Genomic DNA, 11,522 nt, shown 5'->3' on the forward strand with positions numbered 1-11,522 from the left:
GGGCGGCCCTGTGGCCGCCCTTTTTGGTTTGCCGAGATTGGACGCAAATCAATCTCCGCTGATCGGCATGCGCGATTTTGACCCGGCATTGTGACCGGATTCGCTGGAACCCGTTCACAACTCGGGCCTAACATCAGGAAGCTTTCCCAGCACGGAGAACCACGATGTCCTCGATGTCCCGACGCCATTTGATCATCGCAGCAGGCGGCATCGCCGCGGCCGCAGCCGCATCGCGCACGGCATTCGCGCAGGCCCCCGCCGGACCGTTCAAGATCGATCCGCTGACCTATCCCACCAATGCGCTGGAGCCGCATATCGACGCCAAGACGATGGAAATCCATCACGACCGGCATCATCAGGCCTATGTCACCAACCTCAACAATTTCGCCAAGGACAATCCGCAGATCGCCGAGAAGCCGGTCGTCGAGGTGCTCGCCAATCTCGGCAGCGTGCCGGAGGCGATCCGCACCGGCGTGCGCAACAACATGGGCGGCCACGCCAACCACACCATGTTCTGGCAGATCATGGGACCGAACGGCGGCAAGGCGGACGGCGAGGTGCTCGCCGCGATCGATCGCGACCTCGGCGGCATGGAAAAATTCCAGACCGATTTCAACGCCGCCGGCGGGCGCGTGTTCGGCTCCGGCTGGGTGTTCGTCACCGTGACCAAGGACGGCAAGCTCGCGATCGAGACCCGGCCGAACCAGGACAATCCGATCATGGACGGCAAGCGCGCGCTGCTCGGCAATGACGTCTGGGAGCACGCCTATTACCTGACCTATCAGAACCGTCGGCCCGATTATCTCAAGGCGTGGTGGAATACGGTGAACTGGAAGGCCGTGGCTGAGCGCTATGCGGCAGCAAAGGCCGGCACGCTCGGCGTGTGAGCCGCCGGGCTCGCCGGTCGCAAACAACTACGCTAGAGTTGAAAGCTCCGCGAGGCGCTCGCGGGCTTTCACCTTTATGCACCCACAGCGTCGCGCCGCCGGCGTCGAAGGCGATAGGGAACAATGACGCTGCCGATCATCCGCCCCGCTCGTCCCGACGAACATGACGCGATCGCGCGCGCCTGGATGGCTAGTTGGGTTTCGACCGGGCTCTCGCAAGCCAGCGACAGCCTGTTGAACGATCTGCGTATCCGCTTGCCGCGCGAGATCGCCGGCGGCTGGAGCCTGTTCGTCGCCGACGATCAGGGCAGCATCGCCGCCATGCTGGCGCTGCACTTGCCGACCTTGCTGCTTGATCAGCTGATGGTGGTCCCCGCCTATCAGGGCCGGAGCCTGGGACGCGAGCTGCTTGCCTTCACGCGCCGGCAGATGCCCGACGAGATCTGGCTGAAATGCGTCCGGGAGAACGAGAAGGCCTGGCGCTGGTACGAGCGCGAAGGCTTCATCTTCGAGAAGGAAGCGCCCCATCCGGTCACCGGCTTCATGATGAAGCACTATCGGTGGATGAGAACAAACCGCACATCGGAGGCTAAGCCATGATCAAGCTGTACTGGTCGCCGCGCTCGCGCTCGTTCTCAGCCATCTGGCTGCTGGAGGAATCCGGCCTGCCATACGAACGGGTGCTGACCGACATCAGCACCGGGGCGCAGAAATCGCCCGATTTTCTCAAGATCAACCCGATGGGCAAGGTGCCCGCGCTGACCGACGGCGACGCGCAGCTCGCCGAGGCCGCCGCGATCTGCGCCTATATCGCCGACCGTTATCCCGAGACCAAACTCGCGCCGGCAGCGACGGACCCGAAGCGGGCGCGCTATCTGCAGTGGCTATTCTTCTCGCCGAGCTGCATCGAGCCCGCGCTGATCCAGCTCTTCACCAAGCTCGAGGTGCCGACCAGCACCGCGGCATGGGGCAGCGCCGCGCAGGTGTTCGACGTGCTCGACGCCGAGCTGCAGAAGGGGCCATGGATCCTCGGCGATCAATTCTCCGCGGCCGACATCGCGATCGGCGCGGGACTGAACTTTGCGGTGCGCGTGTTCAAGATGGTGCCGTCGCGGCCGTCATTCGAGGCCTATATCGGCCGCTGCGTGGCCCGGCCCGCGTTCCAGCGCGCAGAGAAGATCGCGGCGGGGTGAGACATGTAGCCCGGATGAAGCGCAGCGAAATCCGGGGCTCTCTGCCACAGAGGGACTGTCCCGGGTTGCGCTGCGCTCCATCCGGGCTACGAAGCTGTGATTGCGATGTTTCCCGAACGGCCTAACCCGGCACGACGCGGGGATCGACATCCTGCGTATAGTCGACGCCGTCGATGCCGAAGCCGAACAGGCGCAGGAACTGGCTCTTGTACTCGCCGAGATCGGCCAACTCGCCGAGCGTCTCGGTGGTGAGCAGTGGCCAGCGCCGCGACACTTCCGTCTGCACTTCGGGGGAAAGCTCCCAATCGTCGACCCGGACGCGCTGCGCGTCATCGAGCGCGACGCCCTTACCGAGCTTCGTCCGGAACAGGCGATCAATCTGCTCGATGCAGCCTTCGTGAAGCCCGAGCTGCTTCATCACCTTGAACAGCACGGTGCCATAGAGCGGCACCACCGGAATCGCCGAGCTCGCCTGGGTGACCACGGCCTTCAGCGCGACGACGCGGGCGGCGTCCGCACCGAGCCGGCCGCGGATCGCTTCCGCCTTGCTGTCGAGATCGACCTTGGCGCGGCCGAGCGTGCCGTTCCAGTAGATCGGCCAGGTCAGTTCGCTGCCGATATAGGTGTAGTTGAGCGTCTGGAAGCCCGGCGCCAAAACGCCGGCATCCGCGAGCTGGTCGATCCAGCGCTTCCAGTCGTCGCCGCCCATCACCGCGACGGTGGCCGCGGTTTGCTCCTCGCTGGCCGGTTCGAGCGTGGTCTGGAACACCTCGCCGGTCTCGGTGTCGAGCGTCTTGATCTCGACCGGGGCGCCCAGCGGCTTGATCACCGAACGATAGGTCTTGCCGGTGTCGGGATCAGTGCGGACCGGAGCGGCCATGCTGTAGACCAGGAGGTCGAGCTGCCCGAATTTCTCGCGCACGCGCTCGATGAAGGTCGCCTTCAGCTCGTCGGAGAAGGCGTCGCCCTCCAGCGTGAGCGGCGAGCGTCCGATCTTCTGGGCCTCGATCTCGAAGGCGCGGTTGTTGTACCAGCCGGCGCTGGCGCTTCTCTTTTCCGACGGCTCGCGCTCCAGCGACACGCCGATCGTATCGGCGCCGCCGGCGAAGGTCGCGACGATGCGGCTCGCGAGGCCATACCCCGTCGAGCAGCCCAGCACGGCAACGCGCTTCGGGCAGTCGGCGACCGGACCCTGCTTCAGAATATAGGCGATCTGTTCGCGGACATTCGTGGCGCAGCCGACGGGATGTGCCGTCGTGCAGATGAAGCCTCGCACGCGCGGTTCAATAATCATTCCCACCCCATTCCGGATCGTTGCAATGTTCCCATTCGCTGCCCGCGGATGTCCTTCAGCAAGCGAGGAGAGGCGAAATCACGCGTCAAGCCGCCTGAACACCAGCGTCGCGTTGGTGCCGCCGAAGCCGAACGAGTTCGACAGCACGGTGTTGAGCTTGGCGTTGTCGATGCGCTTGCGCACGATCGGCATGTCGGCAAACACCGGATCGAGTTCGGTGATATGCGCGCTCTCGCAGATGAAGCCGTTGTTCAGCATCAGCAGCGAATAGATCGCTTCCTGCACGCCGGTGGCGCCGAGCGAGTGGCCGGTCAGCGCCTTGGTCGCCGAGATCGGCGGGCACCTGTCGCCGGTGCCGAACACCTTGCGGATCGCCTCGATCTCCGGCGGATCGCCGGCGGGCGTCGAAGTGGCGTGCGGATTGATGTAATCGACCGGCGTGTTCACCGTCGACATCGCCATGCGCATGCAGCGCTCGGCGCCCTCGCCCGACGGCGCCACCATGTCGTAGCCGTCGGAGGTTGCGCCGTAGCCGACGACCTCGCCATAGATCCTGGCACCGCGCGCCTTGGCATGCTCGAGCTCTTCCAGCACCACGACACCCGCGCCGCCCGCGATGACGAAGCCGTCGCGGTTGAGATCGTAAGGACGCGAGGCGGTGGCGGGCGTGTCGTTGTATTTCGAGGACATCGCGCCCATGGCGTCGAACAGCACCGACAGCGTCCAGTCGAGTTCCTCGCAGCCGCCGGCGAAGATGACATCCTGCTTGCCGATCTGGATCGTCTCATAGGCGTTGCCGATGCAATGGTTCGACGTCGCGCAGGCCGACGAGATCGAATAGTTCACGCCCTTGATCTTGAACCAGGTGGCGAGCGTCGCCGACGCGGTCGAGGACATGCCCTTCGGCACTGCGAACGGACCGACCCGCTTCGGGCCCTTGGCGCGCGCGATGTCGGCGGCCTCCACCAGCGTGCGCGTCGACGGACCGCCGGATCCCATGATGATGCCGGTGCGGATGTTGGAGACTTCGTTTTCCTCGAGGCCCGAGTCGCGGATCGCCTGTTCCATCGCAACGTGATTCCACGCCGCACCTTCGGCAAGGAACCGCATCGCGCGGCGATCGATCACCTCGGCAGGATTGAGTGTCGGCGCACCGTGCACCTGCGAACGGAAGCCGAGTTCGGCGGCCTTCTCCGCGCGCGAAATGCCCGACTTCGCCTCGTAGAGGCTCGCAAGCACTTCCTGGGTGTTGTTACCGATGGACGAGACAATACCCATCCCCGTGATGACAACCCGCCTCATGTTCGCCTCGCCCTGCCTTTATGTTGCCGCATGATGATCCTGCTCAAGATGGAGCCGTGCCCTGCTTGAACAACCCGACCTTCAAGTCCTTGGCGCGATAGATAATCTCGTCGTCCATGGAAAGCCACCCGTCGGCAATTCCAAGCACGAGCTTTGACCGCATCACGCGCTTGATATCGATGTTGTACACAACCTTGCGCGCTTGCGGCAGCACCTGTCCGGAGAACTTCAGCTCGCCGAGGCCGAGCGCGCGGCCACGACCTTCGCCACCGATCCAGCCGAGGTAAAAGCCGACCATTTGCCACATGGCATCGAGGCCGAGGCAGCCCGGCATCACCGGATCATTCTTGAAATGGCAGCCGAAGAACCAGAGATCCGGTTTCACCTCGAGCTCGGCGCGCACCAGCCCCTTGCCGAACTCGCCGCCATTCTCCGAAATCTCGCTGATGCGATCGAACATGAGCATCGGCGGCAGCGGCAACTGGGCGTTGCCGGGACCGAAAAGCTCGCCCCGCCCGCAAGCCAGCAAATCCTCGTATTCGTAACCGCCGCGCCGATCCAGCATCCTCTTTCCACCTCTGATGTCCCGATGAGCGCTTTGCTTGGTCGGACCTTGATCTACCCACGGGAACCGGAATAACCCGTCCCGCATCTTGGCGCTACCTGGGTACGCTACGGCCCGTTATCTCTGCCGAAAGCGCATATGTGGTCCGCGCGCTCTCTAACATAGCGCCAACTGGGCGGCAAAGCGGCATTCCGAGGATAAATGACCGCTTCTCCTTAAGTTTCTACCGCAGCTTGGATTCGTTCTAGTTGCGAAAAACTTGCATCTGATAGGCATCCTTTTTATATTTATCAGGAATATTGCCTGAGTTGGGTGCATAGAGTGGATATGAACGAGGAAGTACCGGCTGTGAACGATGATGCCGTGCACCCGGCTGCGCGGGGCGCTGGTCACCACCCTGCCCTGACCGGCTGTCCGTGGCATGACGTCAACGAGATGTTGCAGTCTGCCGGTCTGCGGCCGACCCGTCAGCGCATGGCGCTGGGCTGGCTGCTGTTCGGCAAGGGTGCCCGCCACCTGACCGCTGAAATGCTGTACGAGGAAGCCACGCTGGCCAAGGTTCCGGTGTCGCTGGCGACCGTCTACAACACCCTGAACCAGCTGACCGACGCCGGCCTGCTGCGCCAGGTCAGCGTCGACGGCACGAAAACCTATTTCGATACCAACGTGTCGACGCACCACCACTTTTATCTCGAGCATAACCACGAGTTGGTCGACATTCCCGACCCGAACCTCGTGCTGTCGAAGATGCCCGACGTGCCCGAAGGCTACGAAATCTCCCGCGTCGATATGGTGGTGCGGCTGCGCAAGAAGCGCTAAACCGTCTTACCGTCGATTTGAGTTGTGATGGCCGGGCTCGTCCCGGCCATTTTCATTTGCGGTCGGGGAAGCTCAATCCACCTTCTCGTCGGCGTAGACGCCCCAGAGGCGCTGCTGCTCGATCCAGCCGTCGAACCCGCTGCCGGTGACCCGGCACCAGTTATTGGCGCATTTCTTCACCTGCGCGACGACTCCGGCCTGCAGGCGCGCCGCGATCGCGCTGGTGGCATCGGGACGGTCGTAGAGCGAGGCCAGATCGTCCTTGTTCTTCATCGTGACGACGGCGGTGCGGCGGCCGGACAGCAGGGAGTGATAGACCCAGCCTTCGGCACCCTCGGAATCGCGCACCCGGCGCCAGTTCTCGAACTCGGCGGTGATTTCGACCGGCAGCCCCGACCGGGTGTAGACCCAGGCGACGTCATTGTCCTTGGTCGGGCCGGCCCGGACGTTCACGTGATCCGACTTCAGGCTGACATAGCGCGGGATCGGCAGGCCACTGGTGGTGGGGCTCAAATCCTTGGCGGAATGTCCGGGCATGACCGACGCGCTCAGCATGCTACCGACCAGCGCCACCAATGAACTGAAACGCCAGAACGCCACCATCAACCCGTCTCCTGCCGAGATGCCCAATCGGCACTCGGCGAATTGCAACCCAAACCACGCCCGAAGGCCCCTGCGCCTGCGCCGTTCGCTCCCGCACTGCAAGTCCGAGGGGTTCTTGTCTTGGCCCGGCCTTCTGCTAGAGAGGACGGAACGCCTGAGAGCCAGAACACCCGAATTTGCCCGTCGTTTCGCCTTGGCGAAGAGCCGGGGCAAGTATCGGGGAACCCTAGGAAACGCGAAGGAAACGCCGGGACAGCGCGGCTATCAGCAGTGTCGAACAACCGGGTTAATGAGGCCTCAACGGTTTGCTTTTTGGCAAGCCGCGCGTCATGAAAGCAGGACATGTCGGTGAAGAAAAAGCCTCTCGTCGTCGTCACCCGCAAGCTGCCGGACTCGATCGAGACCCGGATGCGCGAGCTGTTCGACGCCAAATTGAATCTCGACGACACGCCGATGACGCCGGAGCAGATCGCCGAGGCGGCGCGAACCGCCGACGTGCTGGTGCCGACCGTGACCGACATGATCCGCGAAGACGTGATCAATCAGCCCGACTGCAAGCTGAAGATGATCGCCAATTTCGGCAACGGCGTCGACAATATCGATGTCGCCGCGGCGCATGCCCGCGGCATCACGGTGACCAACACCCCGAAGGTGCTGACCGAGGACACTGCCGACATGACCATGGCGCTGATCCTGGCGGTGCCGCGGCGCCTGATCGAGGGCGCCTCGATCCTGACCGAAGGCAAGCAGCATTGGGCGGGCTGGTCGCCGACCTGGATGCTCGGCCACCGCATCGCTGGAAAGAGGCTCGGCATCGTCGGCATGGGCCGCATCGGCCAGGCCGTGGCGCGCCGTGCCCGCGCCTTCGGCCTGCAGATCCACTATCACAACCGCCGCCCGGTGGCGCCTATGATCGCCGAAGAGCTCGGGGCGACCTATTGGGAAAGCCTCGACCAGATGCTGGCGCGGATGGACATCATCTCGGTGAATTGCCCGCACACGCCGGCCACCTATCACCTGCTCTCGGCGCGGCGGCTCAAGCTGATCCGGAAAGAGGCCTATGTCGTCAACACCGCGCGCGGCGAGGTGATCGACGAGGACACGCTGATCAAGCTGATCGAAGCCGGCGATATCGGCGGCGCAGCCCTCGACGTCTATGAGCACGAGCCCGCGGTGAACCCGAAGCTGGTGCGGCTCGCCAAGGCCGGCAAGGTGACGCTGCTGCCGCATATGGGTTCGGCCACCATCGAAGGCCGCGTCGAGATGGGCGAGAAGGTGATCATCAACATCCGAACCTTCCTCGACGCCCACAAGCCGCCGGATCGCGTGCTGCCGAGCATGCTGTAAGCGCTCGTAGCCCGGATGGAGCCAACGGGTCGCGCGAACGCGCGCCCGATGACAGGCTCCGCGCAATCCGGACCGCTTCTTTCCATAACCTCCCCTTGAAAAGGGGAGGTCGCTTTGCTCGCCAGAGCAAAGCGGGTGGGGATCATCTCTCTCCACGAGCGACGGTGCATGTGGCTGACCCCCATCCCGACCTTCCCCCTTTCAGGCGGAAGGAGAAGAGAGATCTGTAGCAGGGATGGAGCGCAGCGAAATCCGGGGCCTGTATCCGCGGATAGGCCGCCCCGGATTACGCTTCGCTCCATCCGGGCTACGGGACGTGGGTAGTCACACGCGACAGCCCTGCCGTCGCAGGGGCGCGCTGCCAAAATATCGAAAACAACCCCATGCAAAGGAGCCGGTGCGGCCGGCGAGGCGCATGCTGTAATCACGCATTCGGTGTCGTCCCTGCGAAAGCATGCGAAAGCAGGGACCCATAACCGCAGGGCCTCGTTGTTGCGAGGGCTGTGGCCCCAGCGTTGCAAGGCAATCCGCATTTGTGGGTACGGGTCCCGGCTCAAGGCCGGGACGACGATGTGGCGAGGTCCTGCTCTACTTCTTCCGTCGCGCCTGCTTGCGCCAGTCGGCGACGAATGACACGAACGCAGCGAGCGCCGGCGGCGGCTGGCGACGGCTCGGATAATAGAGGAACGGTCCGTCGAATGGCGGGCACCAGTCGTCGAGCACGCTGACCAGCGCACCGGATTTGACGCCGTAGCGGACATAGCCCTCGAACGTCGCCCAGTAGCCGACGCCGTCATGAACCGCGCGCAGCGCAAGGCCGAGATGGGTCGCGGTCAGCCTGGCCGGCGGCGAAATCTTCACCACGCGGCCGTTCTTCTCGAACTCCCAATCGAACATCACGCCGTTGCTGAAGCGGCTGCGGATGCAGGGGTGCGCCAGCAGATCTTTCGGATGCATCGGCCGGCCGTGCTTTGCGACATACGCGCTGGACGCCACGATCGCGTAACGTTGCGGCGCGCCAAGCGGAACCGCGACCATGTCCTGTGCCAGGTGCTCGCCGTAACGCACGCCGGCGTCAAAGCCCTGCGCGACGATGTCCACGAACGCACTCTCCGCAACGACGTCGAGCTCGACCCGCGGATATCTGGCGAGGAACGGCGCGATCATCGGCGCCAGCACCAGATCGACCGCGGGCGGCGGCGCGTTGATGCGCAACCGCCCCGACGGCTCGGCGCGCAGGCCGCGCACCTCGGTGATCGCATCGGCGACGTTGACCATGGCCGGCGCGACACGGGCAAGCAGCAGTTCGCCGGCCTCGGTCAGCGCGACGCTGCGGGTGGTGCGGTTCATCAGGCGGACGCCGAGCCGCTCTTCCATGTCGCGCAGGCGCTGGCTGAGGCTGGAAACCGAGACGCGCTGCTCGAGCGCCGCACGCCGGAAATTGCGCGTGCGCGCCACCGCCACGAAGGCGTCGAGGTCGCGAAGGTCGAAATTCTGCATTGTTCGATATAGTGAACAAGCCATTCGGGATTGTCCAGCTTATCGGCGAAAGCTGGCCGGCCCATATCACCTCGGCATTTGGCGACGGATTTTCCGCCGCAAACGTTCGAGGAACATCCACATGGACACACGCAAACTCGGCTCAACCGGGCCCACCGTCGCGGCCCTCGGCCTCGGCTGCATGGGCATGTCCGAGGTCTATGGCCCGGCCGATCGCGGCGAGAGCATCGCCACCGTGCACGCGGCGCTCGATGCCGGCATCACGCTGCTGGATACCGGCGACTTCTACGCCATGGGCCACAACGAGATGCTGGTGCAGGAAGCCCTGAAGGACGTCGCGCGCGACCGGCTGCAGATCAGCGTCAAGTTCGGCGCGTTGCGCGGCCCCGCGGGTGAATTCGCCGGAATGGACACCCGACCGGCCGCTACGAAGAATTTTCTCGCCTATTCGCTGCAACGTCTCGGCACCGACTACATCGACATCTATCGCCCGGCACGTCTCGATCCCAACGTTCCGATCGAGGAGACGATCGGCGGCATCGCCGATCTGGTGAAGTCCGGCTACATCAGACATATCGGCCTGTCCGAGGTCGGCTCCGACACCATCCGCCGTGCTCATGCCGTGCATCCGATCGTCGATCTCCAGATCGAATACTCGCTGATCGAGCGTGGTATCGAGCGCGATATCCTGACGACCTGCCGCGAGCTTGGCATCGGCATCACAGCCTACGGCGTGCTGTCGCGCGGGCTGATCAGCGGCCACTGGTCGAAGGAGTCCGGCAAGATCGGCAGGGACTACCGGCTGATGACGCCGCGCTTCCAGGGCGCGAACCTCGATGCCAATCTCGCGCTGGTCGAGCAGTTGCGCGCCGTTGCCGCCGAGATCGGGGCGACGCCGGCGCAGGTCGCGATTGCCTGGGTCGCGGCGCAGGGCAAGGAGATCGTGCCGCTGGTCGGCGCCCGCACCCGCAACCGTCTTGCCGAAGCGCTCGGCGCGACCAGGCTGACGCTGACGCAAGCTCATCTCGCGGCGCTGGCGAAAGCCTTCCCGCCGGATATCGCTGCCGGCACGCGCTATGCGGCCGAGCAGATGGCGCATCTCGACAGCGAGAAGCCGGCCAGCAGATAACGGCAGCAATCAGGTGCGATGGGCGCTGAGGTCAGTGATGACAGGCCCATCGCCATTGAGCGGGTTCTGCGAATCGCGCGCGTAGCGCAGGGTTTCGAACCGCATCGCGCGCGCATCCACCATCAGGAGGCGGCCGACCAGGCCCTCGCCGAAGCCGACGATCTCGCGGATCGCCTCCAGCGCCATCATCGACCCCAGGACGCCGGCGAGCGCGCCCATCACGCCGGCCTCGGCGCAGGCCGGCACCGTGCCCGGCGGCGGCGCCTCCGGAAACAGGCAGCGATAGGTCGGATTGAACACGCCGTCCGCATTCTTCTCATGCGCGCGGATCGTGGTCAGCGAACCGTCGAACTGGCCCAGTGCGGCCGTGATCAGCGGCCGCTTCGCGAGGAAGCAGGCATCGGCGACGAGATAGCGGGTCTCGAAATTGTCGGAGCCGTCGAGCACGAGGTCGTAGTTCGCGATCAGCGCCATCGCATTGTCGGCGGTGAGCCGCATCGAATGCGCCTCGAACGTCACATGCGGATTGAGCGCATGGATCTGTGCCGCCGCGCTGTCGACCTTGCGCTTGCCGATATCAGACGTCGCATGGATGATCTGGCGCTGCAAATTGGAGAGCGAGACGATATCGTCATCGATCACGCCGAGCCGGCCAACACCGGCTGCCGCCAGATACATCAGCACCGGCGCGCCGAGGCCGCCGGCGCCGATCACCAGCACCGACGCTTTTTTCAGCGCATTCTGGCCGGGACCGCCCACCTCGCGCAGCACGATATGGCGGGCATAGCGTTCAAGCTCGTCGGCACTCAGCATTGCGGTGTCCTGCGCGCTGTTCCCTGAACCGGAGCGCGGTTGTTGCCGACCAAGCAGATGTGCTTAATTG

Annotated in this window: 12 protein-coding genes; 6 read left to right on the top strand and 6 right to left on the bottom strand. The window is 64.4% G+C overall.

Features of this window, described 5'->3' with window-relative positions:
- Positions 1-164: 164 nt before the first annotated feature.
- The 3 genes from ACVWZM_RS17455 (at position 165) to ACVWZM_RS17465 (ending at position 2,080) form a co-directional block, all read left to right on the top strand.
- A complete protein-coding gene (locus ACVWZM_RS17455) occupies positions 165-887 on the top strand; it encodes a superoxide dismutase (protein WP_057015294.1) in 723 nt (240 codons plus the stop codon).
- Between the two features lie 123 nt (positions 888-1,010).
- Positions 1,011-1,487 (top strand): GNAT family N-acetyltransferase, encoded by a 477-nt coding sequence (locus ACVWZM_RS17460; RefSeq protein ID WP_456854017.1) that lies wholly within the window; start codon positions 1,011-1,013, stop codon positions 1,485-1,487.
- Positions 1,484-2,080 (top strand): glutathione S-transferase family protein, encoded by a 597-nt coding sequence (locus ACVWZM_RS17465; protein WP_057015292.1) that lies wholly within the window; start codon positions 1,484-1,486, stop codon positions 2,078-2,080. Before ACVWZM_RS17460 ends, ACVWZM_RS17465 begins: the two co-directional genes overlap by 4 nt.
- A 121-nt stretch (positions 2,081-2,201) precedes the next feature.
- Here ACVWZM_RS17465 and fabV read toward each other — a convergent pair whose 3' ends face one another.
- The 3 genes from fabV to fabA all read right to left on the bottom strand — a co-directional run bounded on the left by fabV (position 2,202) and on the right by fabA (position 5,241).
- Complete coding sequence (fabV, locus tag ACVWZM_RS17470) at positions 2,202-3,374, bottom strand: enoyl-ACP reductase FabV (protein ID WP_456854019.1); 1,173 nt, start codon at positions 3,372-3,374, stop codon at positions 2,202-2,204.
- Positions 3,375-3,452: 78 nt separating this feature from the next.
- On the bottom strand, positions 3,453-4,676 hold the full coding sequence (gene fabB / locus ACVWZM_RS17475; protein ID WP_456854021.1) for a beta-ketoacyl-ACP synthase I: 1,224 nt from the start codon (positions 4,674-4,676) through the stop codon (positions 3,453-3,455).
- 43 nt (positions 4,677-4,719) lie between these two features.
- Complete coding sequence (gene fabA, locus ACVWZM_RS17480; RefSeq protein ID WP_057015289.1) at positions 4,720-5,241, bottom strand: 3-hydroxyacyl-[acyl-carrier-protein] dehydratase FabA; 522 nt, start codon at positions 5,239-5,241, stop codon at positions 4,720-4,722.
- 327 nt (positions 5,242-5,568) lie between these two features.
- Between fabA and irrA the strand changes: the two genes are divergently transcribed.
- Positions 5,569-6,060, top strand: coding sequence for an iron response transcriptional regulator IrrA (irrA, locus tag ACVWZM_RS17485; protein ID WP_026192029.1), 492 nt, complete (start codon positions 5,569-5,571; stop codon positions 6,058-6,060).
- A 72-nt stretch (positions 6,061-6,132) separates the two neighbouring features.
- On the opposite strand, the gene ACVWZM_RS17490 is transcribed toward irrA, so the two are convergent.
- Complete coding sequence (locus ACVWZM_RS17490) at positions 6,133-6,660, bottom strand: SH3 domain-containing protein (protein WP_076824741.1); 528 nt, start codon at positions 6,658-6,660, stop codon at positions 6,133-6,135.
- Between the two features lie 345 nt (positions 6,661-7,005).
- Between ACVWZM_RS17490 and ACVWZM_RS17495 the strand changes: the two genes are divergently transcribed.
- Positions 7,006-8,010, top strand: coding sequence for a 2-hydroxyacid dehydrogenase (locus tag ACVWZM_RS17495; protein ID WP_456854023.1), 1,005 nt, complete (start codon positions 7,006-7,008; stop codon positions 8,008-8,010).
- A gap of 588 nt (positions 8,011-8,598) precedes the next feature.
- Here ACVWZM_RS17495 and ACVWZM_RS17500 read toward each other — a convergent pair.
- Positions 8,599-9,510 carry a LysR family transcriptional regulator gene (locus ACVWZM_RS17500; RefSeq protein ID WP_168856647.1) on the bottom strand — a complete coding sequence of 304 codons (912 nt, stop codon included), beginning with the start codon at positions 9,508-9,510 and terminating at the stop codon, positions 8,599-8,601.
- A gap of 121 nt (positions 9,511-9,631) precedes the next feature.
- Here ACVWZM_RS17500 and ACVWZM_RS17505 point away from each other — a divergent pair, with 121 nt between their 5' ends.
- The gene (locus ACVWZM_RS17505) at positions 9,632-10,639 is read left to right on the top strand and encodes an aldo/keto reductase (protein ID WP_253638172.1); all 1,008 of its coding nucleotides are present in this window, start codon (positions 9,632-9,634) and stop codon (positions 10,637-10,639) included.
- Between the two features lie 9 nt (positions 10,640-10,648).
- Here the strand turns inward: ACVWZM_RS17505 and ACVWZM_RS17510 are convergent, their stop codons facing one another.
- Positions 10,649-11,452: a HesA/MoeB/ThiF family protein gene (locus ACVWZM_RS17510; RefSeq protein WP_253638173.1), complete on the bottom strand. Its 804-nt coding sequence runs from the start codon at positions 11,450-11,452 to the stop codon at positions 10,649-10,651.
- Between the last annotated feature and the right edge of the window lie 70 nt (positions 11,453-11,522).

This window comes from Bradyrhizobium sp. USDA 4501 (genome assembly GCF_054062115.1).

Excerpts from the sequence above, each read along its gene's own strand:
- ACVWZM_RS17495 (WP_456854023.1), top strand. The coding sequence starts at position 7,006 with ATGTCGGTGAAGAAAAAGCCTCTCGTCGTCGTCACCCGCAAGCTGCCG.
- ACVWZM_RS17510 (WP_253638173.1), bottom strand. The coding sequence starts at position 11,452 with ATGCTGAGTGCCGACGAGCTTGAACGCTATGCCCGCCATATCGTGCTG.
- fabA (WP_057015289.1), bottom strand. The coding sequence starts at position 5,241 with ATGCTGGATCGGCGCGGCGGTTACGAATACGAGGATTTGCTGGCTTGC.
- ACVWZM_RS17455 (WP_057015294.1), top strand. The coding sequence starts at position 165 with ATGTCCTCGATGTCCCGACGCCATTTGATCATCGCAGCAGGCGGCATC.
- fabB (WP_456854021.1), bottom strand. The coding sequence starts at position 4,676 with ATGAGGCGGGTTGTCATCACGGGGATGGGTATTGTCTCGTCCATCGGT.
- ACVWZM_RS17460 (WP_456854017.1), top strand. The coding sequence starts at position 1,011 with ATGACGCTGCCGATCATCCGCCCCGCTCGTCCCGACGAACATGACGCG.
- ACVWZM_RS17500 (WP_168856647.1), bottom strand. The coding sequence starts at position 9,510 with ATGCAGAATTTCGACCTTCGCGACCTCGACGCCTTCGTGGCGGTGGCG.
- ACVWZM_RS17465 (WP_057015292.1), top strand. The coding sequence starts at position 1,484 with ATGATCAAGCTGTACTGGTCGCCGCGCTCGCGCTCGTTCTCAGCCATC.
- ACVWZM_RS17505 (WP_253638172.1), top strand. The coding sequence starts at position 9,632 with ATGGACACACGCAAACTCGGCTCAACCGGGCCCACCGTCGCGGCCCTC.
- irrA (WP_026192029.1), top strand. The coding sequence starts at position 5,569 with ATGAACGAGGAAGTACCGGCTGTGAACGATGATGCCGTGCACCCGGCT.
- fabV (WP_456854019.1), bottom strand. The coding sequence starts at position 3,374 with ATGATTATTGAACCGCGCGTGCGAGGCTTCATCTGCACGACGGCACAT.